Consider the following 16,407-nt stretch of genomic DNA (forward strand, 5'->3'; position numbering starts at 1 on the left):
TCCGCCCCAATCCCATCGAGTGCTATCATTCCCGGCGAGGCCCAACACCACGATCCGCGGGCGTCGTCCCGCGACCATCGCGGGCTGCGATGTGTGTCGAGCAGGGGATGGGATGACCCAACGAGTCGCGCCGCCGATCCCCGACGACGCCGGCTCCGCGGCCGATTTCGTCGCCGCGCTGAAAGCGCTGCGGCTCTGGTCCGACCTGACCTACCGACAGCTCGCGACGCGGGCCGACGAGATCGACCACCCGCTGCCTCCGAGCACCACGGCGTCGGTGCTGGGCCGATCCGCCCTGCCGCGGCGGGACTTCGTCGCCTCGTTCGTGCGCGCGTGCGGCCTCAGCGACGATCAGGCCGCCCGCTGGCTCGCCGCCAGGGACGCGCTGGCGGCCGGGGGCGCGGCCGCCAGGGCCGACGACGAGACCGACCAACCGGCGCCGTGGCCCGCGCCGGCCATGTTGCCGCCGGATCTGCCGGACTTCACGGGCCGGGCGACCGAGCTGGCCGCGCTCGCCAATCACCTCTCCCCTGGCGAGGACCGGGCCCTGCCGATCGTCGCGATATCGGGCATGCCCGGCGCCGGCAAGACCGCGCTCGCGGCTCATGTCGCGCACGCGGTCGCTCCGTCCTATCCAGACGGCCAACTGTGGATCAACCTGGGCGGTGCGGAGGCCTGCCCGCTCGACCCCGGCGAGGTCCTCAGCCGCCTGCTACGCGCACTCGGCGTGCACAGCCGCGCGATTCCGGCCGCCGCCGAGGAGCGGGCCGAGGTCTATCGGATGCGGCTCGCGGGCCAGCGGGTGTTGGTCGTGCTCGACAACGCCCGGTCCGAGGCACAGGTCCGCCCGCTGCTGCCCGGTTCCGGCTCGTGTGCCGTGCTGGTGACCAGCCGGACCCGGCTGAGCGGGATCGAGGGTGCACACCAGATCGAGCTCGGCGTGCTGCCACGGTTTGACGCCCTCCGTCTGCTTGGCCTGGTCGGCGGCGCGCAACGGGTCGCCGGCCAGTCCGCGGACGCCGCCGAGATCGTCGACCTGTGCGGCAACCTGCCGCTCGCCGTCCGGGTCGCGGGCGCCCGGCTCGCCGCCCGACCGTCATGGCCCCTGGCCCGCCTCGCCGCGCTGCTCGGTGACGAGGTCCGGCGCCTGGACAGCCTGTCCACCGGCGACCTGGCCGTGCGGTCGTCGCTGATGTCGAGCTATCGAGAGCTCGACCCGCCGCAGCGGCGGCTGTTTCGGCTGCTCGGGCTACTGGAGGTCGCCGACTTCCCCGCCTGGGTCGCCGCGGTGGTGCTGCGCGAGTCACCCGAGCGGGCCGCCGAACGCGTCGAGGCGCTGGTCGACGCCCAGCTCCTGACGATCGCGGGCACGGACCCCGCCCGGCAGACCCGTTACCGGTTCCACGACCTCGTCCGGGTGTTCGCTCGCGAGCTGGCCCTGGCGGAGGAGTCGGAGCGATGCCGCCGGCACGTTGTCGACCATGCCCTCGGCGGCTGGCTCGCCCTCGCCGAACGGATGGCGCCGAAGATCCCCGGCCCCTGCTTCGCGCCGATCAGCGGCTCGGCGCCGAGGCCGCCGGTCGGCGAGATCTTCGACCGGCTCGGCGAGGTCGACCCGCTGGACTGGTTCGACGCCGAACGTGCCGCGTTGCCGGCGGCGGTCCGCCAGGCATGCCGGCTCGACCTGAGCGAGCTCGCCTTCGACCTGGCCGGCGCCCTCGAGAAATACTTCGACGTGCGCGGCATGTATACCGACTGGGAAAGCCTCAACACCGTGGTGCTGGAGACCTGCCGGCGCACCGGCAACCGCCTCGGCGAAGCCGTCATGTTGCGCGGGCTGATGGACGTGACCACCTGGACCGCCAAAGGCGGCGGCGACGTGATGGGACGGTTCCACGCCGACGCCGACCGGCTGTTCGAGATGTTCGACGAACTCGGCCACGAGGCCGGCGCGGCCGACGCGGCGGTCAACCGTTCGTGGGCGCTGACCGCCGCCGGTGACCACGCCGGCGCGGTCGACGCCGCTTCCCGGGCGCTGCGGCTCGCCGAACGTGCGGCACACCCCGGCGGCCAGGTCCGTGCCCGGCTGGCGCGCGGGCTGGCACACTACGAGTCCGGCCGCTACGACGTGGCGATCGCGGAGGCGACCCGGGCACTCGACGACGCCCGGGCACTCGACAACGACCGGTGCCTGGCCACCGCGCTGCAGTTCTGCGGATTCGCGTACCGCGAGGCCGGCGACGCCGACACCAGCCTGCGCCTCCTCGAGCAGGCGCTGACGATCTCCCGGGCCTACTGCGACCACTACGCCGAGGTGCTCACCCTGCTCGGTCTGGCCCGCCTTCATCTGCGGCGCGGCGACGCCCGGGCCCGCGGCGTGGCCGAGGCATCGCTCGCCCTCAGCCGCGAGTTCCAGCTCAACCACTATCTGGCCGACGCCCTCGCGGTCCTGGGTGAGATCGAGCTCGCCGACGGGCGGCCCGCACGGGCGGTCACCCACCTGGAGGAGTCGGTCGCGATCTGGAAGGAACGGGGCTGGGTCTCGTTCCACGCCACGGCGCTGACCACCCTCGGCCAGGCGTACGCGGCGATCGCGCCGGAGGCCGCGCACCTGACCTTCGGCCAGGCCCAGGAGCTCTTCGCTCAGCTGGGCAACGATGCCAAGGTGGCGGAGCTGGCCGAGCTGATGCGCACGGTCCCGCCTCACCCCGCCCGGCCGGGGTAGACGACGACCCGGCGCCGCTGCCGGCCGGGGTGCCCCGGCAGCCGGATCGGACCCAGCGACGGATCCCGGCTCAGTATCTGCCGGTGCAGATGGTCGAGACCCTCGCCGGGCTCCATCCCCAACAGGTCGAGCAGCGCCGCGCGGGCCGTCCGGAACGACCTCAACGCCTCGGCGGTGTCCCCGGCGCGGTAGCAGGCCAACATGAGCTGGCCCCAGGCCCGCTCGCGGGTGGGGTTGGCGGCCAGAAACTCCACCAGCAGCTCCTGGACGAGCACGTACCGGCCCAGACGGAGCAGGACATCGGCGTACTCCTCCACGGCGGCGAACCACTGGCTCGTCAGCAGGGTGGCCCGGGCGGTCAGGACCGGACCCTTCGCGACGTCGACCAACGGCGCGTCCCGGAAGGCCCGCACGGCACGGGACAGCCGCCGCCGGGCGACCTGCCAATCACCGCCCAGGACCGCCTGCCGCCCGGCCACGAGGTCGGACTCGAACGCGCGTACGTCGATGTCGTCGCAGGCCAACGACAGCGACCAGCCGCCGCCGTCGCCGTGCGGCAGCACTCCGCCCGCGGCCGGGACGGCGGTCGCCGCCAGCCACTGGCGCAGACCGGAGACGTAGCTGCGCAGGTTGGCCGCCGCCGACGCGGGCGGGGCGTCGCCGTACAGTTCAGTGGCGAGCCGGGCGCGCGACACGCCCCGTTGCGGGTTGAGCATGAGCATCGCGAGGATGGTTCGCTGCCGCCCCATCGGCGGCGCGACCGAGGCGCCGTCGCGGCGGACGTCGAGCGGACCGAGTAGGAAAACGCTGAGCCCCATTGGGCGATACCAACATGCCACTTGCCCTCCGGCAAGGTTCGCCGGACGTCCCGAAAAGACCCGAACAACAATTCGTAGAGGGCCATGACCGGGTCGTGGGCGTCGCTGCCCGGGTCGACCGGTCCGCCGATCTCGGGCACCCGGAGCTCGACGCCGTAGTGGACGAGGATGGGAAAGGTCATGCCGAACTGGTCACCGTAGAAGGTGCGCTGGGGCTCTCCGATAATTACTGCCTCGAACCGTTGCGAGGCGCTTGATGGCGTCGAGAGGGTCGCTGGCCTGCGGGCGACGCTTCCAGGGAAGAGACTGAGAGATCCCGATGTCGAAATACTCGCAATCGATCTGGCCCTCGACCTAAGCGATCAAGTCATTGGCCCGGCTGTACTGCCAGGCCCGTGAGGCGACGGGATCCTGATGGTCCTCGGTCGAGACTCGGCCGTAGAAGGCGAATCGCTGGTGGGCACCGGCTGATCGCTGCATAGGAATCACGATCGGCCATATGCGGGTCTGCTGTCAGTAGCTGTCTCTGTCGCCGTCCCCGGTCGGGCGTTGCTCTCACTCGTGGAGGTGATTGCTGCGATGGTCGATGCCGAGTTCCACAGCGATCCCATGTGGCAAACGGCTGTGTCCGTAGTCGGACACGTAGTTAGATCATCGAGCCAGAGCTCGGACAGCGGGTCGGCGATGTGCCGTGCCTCGTTGTCGACGGTGACCTGCGCGTCGGGTGACGGCAGCAGCGGACGGCGCGGGACACGTAGAGCCGCTGTTTAGGGGGTTCCCTCGCGCACCGACAGTTTAAGCGCGGCGAGCATCTTCGTGCCGAAGCGGACCTGCAAGGTGGGCAAGGTCAGCAGGTCGTGAATCAGGTCGCGCACGCCCCATCCCTGCGGAGACGAGCGGTAGAGCACGTTTAGCAGCGCTTCGGTGTTGGTGAGATCGGGTCCGTCGGTGAGCAGTACAAAGGGCAGACGTGCCCCGGCTTCCTCGTAGGCGAGTTGCTCAGGGGTGGGGATCGCTTCGAAGGCGAAGACGGTGTGGTTTTCGATCTCGGCGAGGCAGCGGGCGAGTTCGACGGCCTCGGCGTCCTCGCTGGGCTCGGTTTGCGTCGCTGGTGGGGTTGCGCGGCCGAGAATGCGTAGCGCCGTCTCATAAGAGGCGACGAACGTGGGCCCGGGCGCGTGCTCGAGGTCGTAGTGGGCAGAGCGGAGCTTGCCCTCGCCGCGATAGCGCGGCGGCTTGAGGCGTTCTTTCGCGGTGTCGCAGAACGGATCGAGCTCGCGGGCGCGGTAGTAGTCACCCTGAGCGAGCTTTCGACGGCCGGACCGCTCGAACGCTTGCGCTCGTGCGAGGTAAATGCGGGTCCATGGCCGGATGTTGAGTGCCGCGGTGAAGTCTTCGATCGCCCGGTCGTACCGCTTGGCTTCGAGGTGTGCGTTGCCGCGGCCGATTAGGGCGAACAGATGTCCGGGATTTGCTTGCAGGGCGCGCGTGTATGCCAGGATCGCGTCCTTGTACCGGAGCTGGGCGCACCTTGCGTCGGCGAGATTGTAATGCGCCTGGGCGAAGCCGGGATCGAGTTCGCCCGCGCGTTCGAACGCGGCGGCCGCACTGGCTACGTCGTGCTGCCGGGTCGCCAGGATGAAGCCGCGGTAGAAGTGAGCAAGAGCTAGCTGGGGTTCTTGGCGAGTCTGCGCCTCGGCGATGGCGCGGTCGAACGCCGCGAGCGCCTCGGTGTAGCGGCGGTCCCAATAGAGGAGCTGTCCCACCGCGAGCGTTGCTAGCAACGCCAACTCGTCCGCGAGGCCACGGAACATGTAGTGGCGGAAGGCGCGGTCGCCAGCGTCGACCATGACCTCGGGCAGGTCCGCAGGTTCGCCTTCGACCCTGTTCGCGGCGGTCATTGTCAGCCGGGGCGTGAAGCCCACCTCGTCATACCAACCCCAAATGATCATCGCAGCGCCGCAGGCGGACGCGATCTCGCGGGCCTTCGCGTCGTCGCCGCTCTCCACCACAACGTTGCGTACGCGTGCGACGCGGAGGTTGTCCACCACTAGCCGGGAGATGGCGTCGTTGATCGCCCGGTAGATCCGCTCCTCGATCTTCCACGCGGTCTGCCCGTGGCCGTCGAACTGTGCGATCAAGGCAACTGTTTCTCCCGGCTGTGCCGGGGTGACCTCGGGGGTGGATCGCACCGGGATCCTGCGCCCGTCCACGCCGAGCATCAGGACTCCGCCTGCTTCCACGTGAAGGTTGCCGGTCTTGATGGCAACCGCGCCGCTGCCGATGGCGACCGCGTCGGAGCCGGTGATGTCGCCGACGCTGATGCGGTGCGGTTGCGCGGGTTGTTGACTTGGCATCATGGAAGTCCCTATTGCAGGGGGAAGCCGAACCATGCGGCGACGGCGGCTGCACCGCCGGCGAGTGGAGCCAGTACTGCGGCAAGCTCCTTCAGTTGCTGCCAGAGGTTTGAGCCTTCGCCCACTACGACGTTGGCCTCCCTGAGTGTCTGGCCCATTCGCTTGACGTTCTCGACGACTGCCTCGAGCCCGGACTCGCCGGCCTTTGCCGCCTCGATGGCGTTGCCCGCGGACGTTTGAGCGCTGCGCGTTTCTTCGCGAGGCAGTCCGGCGGTATCGAGGGTGTCGTAGACGCGCTCCAGGGCGACCCGCAGCTGCTCGGGATCTACCCTCGCGCCGGCGACAATGTTTCCGGACGCGTGCGCGCTGGCATTGCGGCCGACCGCGACTCCGTAGGAACCGGTGATGTCGCCGACCCTGATGTTGTCGCCGCCGGGATTGTTATCCACAATCGGCCTCCATTTTCGTGCGCGCGAGTTGCTGCGTATCACCATGGTGACAAACGGCGAGGCGGCGGGCAGCATCCGATATTCGACAGCCGCTGAGACTGCCGACACCGACCAGACAAGATCTCTGGCAGGGGGCATCGAGGTCTTGGCTACTTGACGTTAGCCGGGACTTCCCGGTGGTTACGACCTGGTGCGCGGGTCTAGCTCCGATGGCCCGACTGCCGCGTTGGGGGTCGTGGACGGCGCGTCAGGCTGGTCGGACGCGCGTAGCGCCAGCCTGGCCACTGCGGCCATCGGAGTTTTGGGCGCCGATTCAACCTGGCCGGTGTGCTGCGACAGTCTCTGCGAGTTCATCCACGGCACCTCGCGACGATACCCAGGTGAACATTCACGACGTTGTCGTGATCGCAGGGTTACGGATGGTTGCATCGTCGTGTATCACTGAATGGTGGATCGAGGAGATGTTCGGCTCGTCGTGGACTATGGCACGCTGACGACCGCTGCTCTCCTGGCCGGTCCTGACCAGCAGTGGTCACCGATGGCAGTTCAAGGAGCGGATGTCCTCTCCAGCGCCGTGCTGGTGCTGGCGGACGAGGTCGGCGGTGGGCGGTCAGCAAGCGTGGCGTGCGGGCCTCAGCGGGGACGGGGGCGGTTTCGTCGCGGATCCGCTCCGGCTTGGCCGCGGCCAGGCGACCGTCGGCGGCGTCGAGGTGGAGGTCGCTGAGCTCGTGTCCGCCACGTTGCGGTTGGTCGTTGAGGCGGCACACGGCACTGGGACGGTCGGCGACGTGCGGCTGGTGGTTCCGCTCGGGTGGGGCCCGCGCCGGCGGACGTGGCTTCGGCAGGCCGCGAACCGCGCCGGCCCGCGTGAAGCGAGCCTGGTTGATGCTCCGGTCGCCGCGGTGGAACTGCTAGTCAGCGCCGGCCAGTTGCAGGCCCGGGTTGGTGACTACTTGCTCGTGGTCGACCTCGGCGCGGGATGCGACGCGGCGATGCTGCGTCGGACGCCGGCTGGCTTCGAGACGATCTCAGCCCTTGACGACCCAGATACTGGCGGCCGCACGCTTGAACGCCTCCTATTGAGCCATCTACATGCCACGCAGGCCGCCACCGGCCTATCGACCTCGGCGGCGCCTGCGCCCGGACCAATGACTGGGCACGCCATCACCGACACGGTCGCGTTGGCGAGCGTTCGGACAGCGATGGAGGCGCGACGTCGGCGCCCGCGGTGACCGTCGCGATGCCCGCCCCTCACCCGCCGATGGTTCTAACCGCGGCAGCCGTCGACATCACCGCGGGCACGGTGTGGGGTCGTGCGGCCCAGCTAGCTCTCGAAACGATCGCCGCCGCAGACCTTGAGCCGACCGAGGTTTCGGCCGTGATCTGCATCGGCGGTGGCGCCAACAGCCCCGCCGCGGTCCAGGCCATCGCGGACGCGGTCGGGCAGAAGCCGCTTGTGCCGGACGATCCGGGCCGGGCAGCTCTGTGGGGTGCCGCTGGTGCGACACCGGCGACCGACGACCAGGTCGACGCGTCGGACGGCTCCTGGGCCGCGGCGCGGGCGGTGGCACGCCACGTCCCCGCGCTGGTCGTGGCCGGTGTCGCGTCGCTGGCGATGTTCGCGCAGTTCGTGCTGCAGGCGGACCCGCAGAACGGCACTCCGTTCAACCACGACCAGCACTATTGGGTCCTGGCGGCCTGGGGTCAGCACACCATCGCCGCCGTCTGCGCGATGATCGCCTGCCTGTCGACGGGGTGGTCGGCGCGGCATTCCTCGCGGATGAGAAACGGGTCCCGCTCGACGGGCCACGCGTGGCGGCCGGCCTGGCCGCAGGGACCGCCGGCGGGTTCGGGATCGCCGGCGCCTACGCCGTCCTGGGCAGCTTCCTGCTGGGCCTGCCACCCGGAGCGTTCCTACGCTGGTCGGTCCTGCCGCTGCTGCCCATCCCTGCCGTGGTCGCGGTAACGGCGCTGGTCGTCAGGCGCCGCACTGCTCCGATCGGCGGGTGGATGCGGTGGCTGCGGTTCTCCGCGACCTCGATCGTGCTCATCGCGGTCGGTATGGGCACTGCTGCAGTACTCGAGCAAGGCGACCCCGTGGCCAGACCTGATCCTCTACCTGAATATTGCCGCCCGCGCAGCCGGAGTGTTGATCGGTATCGGCCTGACTCTCTCGGTGCTGTCCCGACCGTTGTTCAGGATCATCGTCGGTGTACCGCTGAGCCTGTTCTGCTTCGCGATCGCGGACTGGCGCGGTGCAGGCATCATCGGCGTGATGTTCGCGATCGCCGCCGCAACGTGGCTGGCCGCCCGCACGTGGACCTTGGCCCGCCAGACGACTCCCGCGCGAACCGCACATGCCCGCTAGAGCCGGCCGGGACGCCGGCCACACCACACGCCCAGCAAACCCCCGGGGTCCGAACCGAGGAGCCGATCGCCGCCGCGACGGCGGATTCCGCCTTGTCGCGGTGGCCCTCACGCTGCTCGTCGTGCCACCCGTACTGCTGATGTGGCTAATGGTGGAGCATCGGCCCGCGGCGCAGGACGTTGCATGGCGGGCCGTGGAACGGCCGTTGTCGTCGGCGACGCTGATCGTTGCGGTGGTGATCGGCGGCGGTGTGCTGTGGTGCGTCCTTGCCGTCGGCGTCCTCGCCGAGATCAGGTCCCGGCTGAGCGGACGGGTATCCCGCCTGCGTCTGCCGACGCGATTGCAGGCCGCCGCCAGCGGATTGCTCGGCGCGTATCTCCTGGCAACCGCAGCCAGCCAGCCGAGCCACCACCCACCCGCAACGACATCCACTCCCAACCTGGATAGCGACACGCACCGCGCCGACCCGACTGCTTCTGCCAGCGTTGAGGCCCCAACGCCCACCGCGAGCTCCAGCCCGGTAGGCATCGACCTGACCGACGGCAGCTGGCTGCCACAACCCGTCACCGACGCCGTGACCGCGGCCGCCGGTGCCATCTGGTGGCGACGCCGCCGCGACTACCAACCCGACCCGCGAGGCGCGACCCGCGATCTCGGACTTGACCCACTCCCACCGACGGTCGCTGCCATCCAAGCACTCACCACCCCCGGCGAGACCAGCCATGAAACCCAGACGTCTCGACCGGAGCACCTGATGGCTCCCGCTGACCTGCCACCGGGCGGCATCGCTCTGACCGGAGACGGTGCCACCGCCGCGGCGCGGGGACTACTGGTCACCCTCGTCCTCGCCCACCCACGCCCGGACGCCGACGCCGTCGTGACGACAACCGCGACACTCGACCTGATCCTCCCTGAACGGCAACGATCTCTGACGTTCCCTGGCGTGCGGGAAGTTGCGACCGTCGCCGACGTCATCGCCGTCCTGGAGGCGGCCGACACGGCACCGCCAACGGTCCTCGCCGCGGCCGGAAGCCTCCACGATCAGCGCCTCGCCGATGCCGTCACGGCCGCCAAGGCGACAGCGGTGGTGCTCGGCTCCTGGACGTACGGCGACGATTGGCACGTCGACCTCGACGGACACGTCAGCCCGCACAGTGCTGCCGGCTCACGGACCCGTCGACTGTGCGTTCTGACGCCACGTGCCGCGACCGATCTCCTGCATCTTGTCCACATGGTCGGGGCCGAACCCCTCGCGGGTGGCCAAACCACGACCGCAGGCAGTCCCGCGAGCGTTGGCGTTCCCAAGCCTCCGTCGGCGCGATCTCCTCCCAGCTGCTGACGCTGGGACCACCGGTCCTGCAGCACGCTGGAGCCGACATCACGATCCGCCGATCTGCGGCCTGGCAGATCCTGCTCTACCTCGCCGTCCATCCCGCCGGCGCCACCAGCCATCAGCTCGCCGCCGCGATCTGGCCCGCCGAACGCCCACACACCACCATCAGCCGCCTCTACACCACCGTCAGCGAACTGCGCCGCGACCTCAACCACGCCGGCGCGCAAGCCGCCATCGACCACGACGGCGACCACTACCAACTCCGCGAAACCCTCGACGTCGACCTGTGGCGCCTCAAACGCGCCGCCGCCACCACCCGACACGCCGTCACCGACCGCGCGCGCCACGACGGCTGCACCACCGTCATCACCCTCTACCAAGGGGAACTGGCCGCTGGCCGGCAATGGCCCTGGCTCGAACCACACCGCGAACGAATCCGCCGCACCGTTATCGACGCCTACATCGCCCTCGCCGACAACGCCGACCCGCCCACCGCCGCCCTACTCCTCGAACAGGCCTCAGAGGTGGACCCGATCAACGACTATCTCCTCGCCCGCCTCCCAGACCTTCGCCGGTCTTAGTTGCCCACCGTGGTTTCCGGCTCGTGTAGGCGTTGTCGCCGAGACGTGAGATGCACGAGATGGTCAGGCTCGACGCCGTGTGCGCCACCGCGCCGCGCGCAAGGCGGTCGCTTCCGAGGCGCGACAGAATGGCCGACTCGACCGCGTGACTATCGACGTGATCCGACACGACCAGCAAACCGGGTGGCCCGTCCCCGCACCGCGATATTCATAGCTGGTGGGAGAAAGCAGTGTTGGTCACGGTTGAGATACGTATGCCCGGGGGAACAACGTGGACAGTCGCGGCAGGCGGCGTTCGATCTCGACTCGGCTGTCGGAGTTCCATGGCCGACCCGCGAGTAGCGGATCGCGCGGACGGCGGTGCCCGCGAGCGTTCAACGCATCGTCGATGCCCTCCTCCTGGCCTGTGATGCGGTCGTAGGCAGCGGAAGCCACAGCTGCCAATGCCTCCCAGGCAGGCCACTCGTTGTCCGCCCACTCCCGCGGCCGGCGGCCGGCAAGGGCCTGTACGGCGGGAACATCGGCGAGGTTGTCTGGGTCTTCGATAGCCTACTGCCACCAGTGCTGTCCCTGGCCGATATGCCACGGTTGGAAGTCCCAGAATGCGTCACCGCCGCAGAGACCATCCATGATCTGGTTGGCAGCTCCAAGCATGTCGAACGTGTCGATCGGACCGCGGGCCGCGTCGAGGTGGATCTGAAAATCCACGATGTGATCCACGGCGATACGACTCAGCCTGTGCTCCAGCCAGTCCGCTCTGCGCTGCGGATGGGTCTCCTCCGCGCGGGAGCGCTCAAGGAACCGCCAGAAGTCCTGCACATCCACGGCCACGACCATACGATCTTCGGTCGCGTCCTCACGGTACGGCTTGGACGACAAGCGCTGACTTACGTACTCAGGGAGCCCCAGCCCCTACGACCAGGCTGGAGCGTGAAGCCACTGGCGGGCATGACGACGCCACGTCAGCGGTGCCGGCCGTCTCCTCGCTCGCCACCGCACAATGGCAAGCTAGGCGCCGCTGACGGTGGCGGCCCGACCACACCCCGGGCGGACCACTATCCGCCCAACGCCAATCACCCCATAACAAGGTGTGACGTGAAGATATCGGACATCGATTGGGCACGGACGGAGACAGCCAGTGGATCCGGAGAGAAGATCCCCCAGCTGTTGGCCGATATACGCGCTGCCGACCCGGATATCCAGGGTTCTGCATACGATGAGCTCGCCTGGTTGATCACCTCTGACGACACCCGCTCACCGGCTGGCGTCGTCGTGGCGCCGTTCCTCATCGAAGTCGTCGCCGACGACAGCGTCGCCAATCGACACCACGCATTGTCGTTGCTGGCCGGAATCGCGGTCGGCGACGAGGGCACCTACCTCGCCGCCGACCCCGACTGGCCCACCCTCAGAGCCCAAGCCGCCCGGTTCGGGAGCATGAGCAGGGCCGAACTCGATCAGTACGAGCGCGGCTGGATTAACGAGGCGGGATCCGCCCAGGTCCGCGCCAACCGCGAGAAGTCCGCCGCAATATACGACGTCGAGAGTTCACGACAGTCGTTCGTAGAAGCTGTGGCCGCCTACGACGCCGTACGCGCAGGCCTGCCGACCTACCTTCGATGCTTACGTTCCGCTGAGGCGGGCGATCGGCTTTACGCCGCCGCGCTGCTGGCCTGGTTCCGCGAGGATCAGTCGGTCATCCTGCCCGCGCTGCACGAGTTGCTGCGCGGCCAGGAACCCCAGCCGTTCGTCATCGCCGACGCATGCATCGCCGCCGGCTTGGTCGGTCCCGGAACAGGCGGTGCCGTCGGCACGACGATGCGGACCCTCCTCGATGACCCAGACGACGTCGTGCGCGCCACCGCTGCGATTGGACTCGCGCGGCTCCAGCCTGATGCCCGGCACGACGGGCAGATACGGGCAGCCATCTTCGAGTGCATCGCCAACGAAGAAGCACCGCTCGAGCTCATCCCCTTCTCCGACGGCGAGCTGGGGCAGCTCGCCGCTTTCGCGACGAAAGGGTTCGGCCCGGCGACCGACGCCGGGATCGACATCCTCCTACGCCGGCTAGCGGCGCCCGAACCCCCGTACGACCTCGGCCTGCTGCTCGAGACACTCATTCGGGCCACCTTCCCCGCCACAGTGCCGGTGGGCCGATCACAGCCACCACCGTTCGCCTCGTTTACCTCGAAGCAGCGGCAGGTTGCGCGCGCCATAGCCCAAACGCGATACCTCGACGACGGGCCGATGGGTGTTCGCCTCTACAGGGAGGAGCACAACCTCCCCTCGGACCAGACCGCTCTGGACGAGTGGGTGCGTTCCTGAGTACAACGCTGGACCATTCGCAGTGCCCACCGGCATAGAAGAGAGAACCTGACACTGAGCGCCCAGTCGTCGTTGGCCCGCTCAAGCGTCCCCGAGGGTCGGGCAACGTCGCGCCTGACGGTCGGGAGAGTGGCGGTGACGGCGAGGGCGACGGTCTTGCCCGGTGTGCGCTCGGCGGCGTGAGCAGAGCTCAGCAGCTGCCGTAACCGCAGGATCTAGATTGGCGCCGTGATGGACGTCAACCACGTCGACTGGCGCAGCTTTCCGACCCCATTCGGACCCGCTGGCGAGATCCCCCGTCTCGTCGCGGACCTGACCTCAGCCGCGTCGGAGGCCCGCCTGGCTGCCTACGAACGAGCGAAGGACCTCGTCGCGTACATGGGGCAGCGCTCGGAAGTCAGCGTGCAGTTGGTGCCGTTCCTCCTCGATCTGGTGCGAGATCCAGCTGTGGTCGAGAAGGACGCGGCGATGCTGCTGCTCTGTGACATCGCTGTCGGCGACCAGCTGGCGTACCTCGACGATCCACCGGATTGGCCGGCGCTGCGGCGGGAGGTTGCCCGAAAGCAGACCCTGTCGGTGGCCGACCTCGAACGGGAGGCGCGAGATCACGAGCGGTCGCTGGGGGGATCGGACCTGGACGCGCGTCTGGAGATGCTCGAATCCGAGGACCTGGACATTGGGCGCCAGGTGGAGCGTGATGGGGTGCAGGCTTATGACGCGGTCCGGGCCGGCGTTCCCGTCTTCGCCGACCTTCTACGCTCCGCGAATCCGTTGCATCGGGTGTATGCCGAGTACCTGGTGGGCTTCTTCCTGAAGAGCGGGAGAGGACGGTGCCAGCGTTGGTCGGCATGCTGAACAAGTACGAGGCCGCCCCGGGGATAACCGCCACGGCCTGTGTCGCGGCCGGAATGATCGGTGTCCGGGGAGACCCGCGGCTCATCGATGCGCTGGACGCGTGTCTCTTCAGCGGAGAGGACGTGGTCGAGCGCTGGGGCGCCGCCCTTGGCTTGTCGGCATTGCTCGAAAGGCTGGACGACGAGGTCATGACCTTGGTCGACCAGTGCTGCTTCGACGGGCCAGGCGATGTCGCGTACTTCCCCCTCTTGAACGGGGAGCTGCACGACGTCGCTGTCTACTTCTACTTGCGGGCACGAGAACGCAGCGCGGCCGCTCGTCCACTGCTGCTCCGCCGCCTGACGAGCCCCACGTTGGTACGCCATCCCCGGCGGTGGATTCTCTCGGTCATCGAGGAGCTCTTCCCACAAGAGCCCGGAGAGGTCCGCCGGGCGCCGCGCTTCCTCGACCTTCCTGCGGAGCAGCGGCAGGCGTGCACCGCTTTCGCCCAGCTTCGAGTGCTCGCCACTGTGCCGAACGCGGATCGTACGTTTGCGCAGCATGGCCTGCCATCGACGCAGGCGGCCCTCGATGAGTGGATCCTCGCCGGACCCACGTAACCCGCACCGACACCTTCGACACCAACGCCGGCGGATACACCACCACCCGCAACGTCAACGGCGTCAACCAGACCCTGACCTGGGACGCCGAAGGCCGCCTTGAAAGCACCACACAGCCGGGGCTGACCACCGGCTACATCTACGACGCCGGCGGCAACCGTCTGCTCCGCAAAGACAACAACGGCGCCACGAACACGCTGTACCTCGGCAACACCGAGCTCAAACGCACGGTCGCAACCGGACAGGTTGAGGGCACCCGCTACTACTCGCACGACGGCGACGTCATCGGCGCGCGCCCCAGCTCTGGCCTCACCTGGCTCGTAGCCGACCATCATGCCACCAACGAAGCCAGCATCGACCCAAACACCCTGAGCTTGACCCGTCGACGCAGCCTCCCGTTCGGCGAACCCCGCGGCGTCCAACCCGCAAACTGGCCGGGCACACGGGGGTTCGTCAACGGCACGATCGACCCCACCGGGCTGGTCAACCTCGGCGCGCGCGAATACGACCCGGGGCAGGGCCGCTTCATCTCACCTGACCCGCTCTTTGACGTCGCCCGACCCACAGTCCTGGAACGGCTATGCATACGCCAACAACAACCCGGCGTCCTACACCGACCCGATGGCCTAAGAGCCATGACTATGGGCGACGGCGTGAGGATCGGAACTGGAGCCGGCGGAGTTCGGGTCCCCGGCGGGGGTTTCAGAGGTTGGCTGCGCCGCATGGTCAAGGGAAAGCCAACGCCCAAGCCTAAGGTCTCGGGTGGGGTCTGGTCACGCGCGCCGAGAGGACGGCCCGCGGATATGGGCGACCCTCCCGGCGTCAAAGCGGCGCCAAAGGTAAAAGTAACCCAAGACAACGGAGGCAAAGGCAAGCGCAAGAACTCTAAAGAAATCAGGTCAAAGAACAAAGGCAGCAATCCCAAGCCAAAGAAGCCAAAGCATAAAGTCATTAAGGCAGACTTCGAGAGCACGGGCAAAAGACAAGCTGAGAAAGAAAAGCATAAAGGCAGGGGCAAGCAGCAAGCCGACGAACGGCCGTTGGAGAATGGGAAACAGCGCGACACGTTCAACCGAGACGCAAACCCGGACGGGTTGGAAGACAAAGGGGCGAGCCCGCCGGAGGTGGCAAACGATATTGGCCGTGGGCTCCAGGCGGTCTTCGACCGCACGCCGCCCACAACCACGATCGGCACCACTCATCCAGTGGCACAGCCAGCCGCGTCGACAACGGGCGCGACTGTCGATCCCATTCTTGGAGCCGCTTCACTGGCGACCATGAGTCTGTCAGTCATTCAGAAAATAGTCCTACGGCGAGCTGCCCTCAGACTCAATGGGCCCTAAGCTTTGACCAAGTGCTGGTAGCATGGCCGACGTCTGAAGCTCAATGAGCCAGAAAGGCGGCCATGCTACGCAGGCGTAAGAAAGAAGTACGAGGTCCAGCCGCGCCGCGAACCATCATGGGGCGCGTGATTCGCGCAAACCTTTTGCATCTCGACGACCGCGCTCAGTTCCAGGCTTGGATTTCCGAACTGCGAGAAAAGGGCGAAGTTCACTCCAACGCTCTCATGGAAGAAGTTTTTCGTATCGCAATCCGACAAATGATTGTCGGACCGCAGCAGATTGCCGAGATCCCCGCCTTCGTCGAAGAGCTACAGTCCCTAGCAAGTGACCACATTCGACCCAAAGAAACCGAACTCCTCATACGTCATGCCCTCGGGCAAGGAGTCTCGGTCGAGTACATCGATCCTAAAGTAGCTAACTTGATGATGTCACTGACGTTGATGCGCCTAGCCTCCATCGTCCGCATGACCGGCGGCGACGCCGAAGGCTTTGTCAACTCGGCAATCGTCAAGGCCGAGGCTGCGCTGGAGGAGAAGGGCGTTTCGCAGGCAGGGCTGGACAACTAGTGTCGCGTGTCTGAAATAGTTTGACAGTTGGGATGTCGTACCCGAGTGCCAAAGTGCGGACGTGGATGACGCGTTGATTGTGCTGAGGCAG

Annotated in this window: 14 protein-coding genes; 10 read left to right on the plus strand and 4 right to left on the minus strand. The window is 67.9% G+C overall.

Translation table 11 applies throughout. The features are described 5' to 3' along the window. The first annotated feature begins 112 nt into the window (after positions 1 to 112). Entirely contained in the window at positions 113 to 2,725 is a 2,613-nt protein-coding gene (locus AB0J88_RS30065; RefSeq protein ID WP_364349495.1) for a tetratricopeptide repeat protein, read from the plus strand. Here AB0J88_RS30065 and AB0J88_RS30070 read toward each other — a convergent pair. From AB0J88_RS30070 to AB0J88_RS30080, 3 genes are all read right to left on the minus strand, one after another. Further along, positions 2,704 to 3,543 carry a BTAD domain-containing putative transcriptional regulator gene (locus AB0J88_RS30070; protein ID WP_364349492.1) on the minus strand — a complete coding sequence of 280 codons (840 nt, stop codon included), beginning with the start codon at positions 3,541 to 3,543 and terminating at the stop codon, positions 2,704 to 2,706. The genes AB0J88_RS30065 and AB0J88_RS30070 overlap by 22 nt on opposite strands. A 767-nt stretch (positions 3,544 to 4,310) precedes the next feature. Beyond that, positions 4,311 to 5,903, minus strand: a complete 1,593-nt coding sequence (locus tag AB0J88_RS30075) for a tetratricopeptide repeat protein (RefSeq protein ID WP_364349489.1) — start codon at positions 5,901 to 5,903, stop codon at positions 4,311 to 4,313. Positions 5,904 to 5,911: 8 nt separating this feature from the next. Further along, positions 5,912 to 6,457, minus strand: coding sequence for a hypothetical protein (locus AB0J88_RS30080; protein WP_364349486.1), 546 nt, complete (start codon positions 6,455 to 6,457; stop codon positions 5,912 to 5,914). 494 nt (positions 6,458 to 6,951) lie between these two features. Between AB0J88_RS30080 and AB0J88_RS30085 the strand changes: the two genes are divergently transcribed. The 4 genes from AB0J88_RS30085 to AB0J88_RS30100 all read left to right on the plus strand — a co-directional run bounded on the left by AB0J88_RS30085 (position 6,952) and on the right by AB0J88_RS30100 (position 10,056). After that, positions 6,952 to 7,581 (plus strand): hypothetical protein, encoded by a 630-nt coding sequence (locus AB0J88_RS30085; protein ID WP_364349483.1) that lies wholly within the window; start codon positions 6,952 to 6,954, stop codon positions 7,579 to 7,581. A gap of 8 nt (positions 7,582 to 7,589) precedes the next feature. Further along, entirely contained in the window at positions 7,590 to 8,315 is a 726-nt protein-coding gene (locus AB0J88_RS30090; protein ID WP_364349480.1) for an FGGY-family carbohydrate kinase, read from the plus strand. 180 nt (positions 8,316 to 8,495) lie between these two features. After that, positions 8,496 to 8,717: a hypothetical protein gene (locus AB0J88_RS30095; RefSeq protein ID WP_364738071.1), complete on the plus strand. Its 222-nt coding sequence runs from the start codon at positions 8,496 to 8,498 to the stop codon at positions 8,715 to 8,717. 100 nt (positions 8,718 to 8,817) lie between these two features. Further along, the gene (locus tag AB0J88_RS30100) at positions 8,818 to 10,056 is read left to right on the plus strand and encodes a hypothetical protein (RefSeq protein WP_364349474.1); all 1,239 of its coding nucleotides are present in this window, start codon (positions 8,818 to 8,820) and stop codon (positions 10,054 to 10,056) included. A gap of 1,124 nt (positions 10,057 to 11,180) precedes the next feature. On the opposite strand, the gene AB0J88_RS30105 is transcribed toward AB0J88_RS30100, so the two are convergent. Beyond that, the gene (locus tag AB0J88_RS30105) at positions 11,181 to 11,456 is read right to left on the minus strand and encodes a DUF4240 domain-containing protein (RefSeq protein ID WP_364349471.1); all 276 of its coding nucleotides are present in this window, start codon (positions 11,454 to 11,456) and stop codon (positions 11,181 to 11,183) included. A gap of 270 nt (positions 11,457 to 11,726) precedes the next feature. Here AB0J88_RS30105 and AB0J88_RS30110 point away from each other — a divergent pair, with 270 nt between their 5' ends. The 5 genes from AB0J88_RS30110 to AB0J88_RS30130 all read left to right on the plus strand — a co-directional run bounded on the left by AB0J88_RS30110 (position 11,727) and on the right by AB0J88_RS30130 (position 16,316). Further along, positions 11,727 to 12,953, plus strand: coding sequence for a hypothetical protein (locus tag AB0J88_RS30110; RefSeq protein WP_364349468.1), 1,227 nt, complete (start codon positions 11,727 to 11,729; stop codon positions 12,951 to 12,953). Between the two features lie 228 nt (positions 12,954 to 13,181). Further along, entirely contained in the window at positions 13,182 to 13,808 is a 627-nt protein-coding gene (locus AB0J88_RS30115) for a hypothetical protein (RefSeq protein WP_364349466.1), read from the plus strand. Then, a complete protein-coding gene (locus tag AB0J88_RS30120) occupies positions 13,802 to 14,407 on the plus strand; it encodes a hypothetical protein (protein WP_364349463.1) in 606 nt (201 codons plus the stop codon). Before AB0J88_RS30115 ends, AB0J88_RS30120 begins: the two co-directional genes overlap by 7 nt. After that, the gene (locus AB0J88_RS30125; protein WP_364349460.1) at positions 14,383 to 15,750 is read left to right on the plus strand and encodes a hypothetical protein; all 1,368 of its coding nucleotides are present in this window, start codon (positions 14,383 to 14,385) and stop codon (positions 15,748 to 15,750) included. The genes AB0J88_RS30120 and AB0J88_RS30125 overlap by 25 nt, the downstream gene beginning before the upstream one ends. Before the next feature lie 125 nt (positions 15,751 to 15,875). Further along, positions 15,876 to 16,316 (plus strand): hypothetical protein, encoded by a 441-nt coding sequence (locus tag AB0J88_RS30130; protein WP_364349457.1) that lies wholly within the window; start codon positions 15,876 to 15,878, stop codon positions 16,314 to 16,316. The last annotated feature ends 91 nt before the right edge of the window (positions 16,317 to 16,407 follow it).

Source organism: Asanoa sp. NPDC049475 (genome assembly GCF_040676915.1).
Taxonomy (GTDB): domain Bacteria; phylum Actinomycetota; class Actinomycetes; order Mycobacteriales; family Micromonosporaceae; genus Asanoa.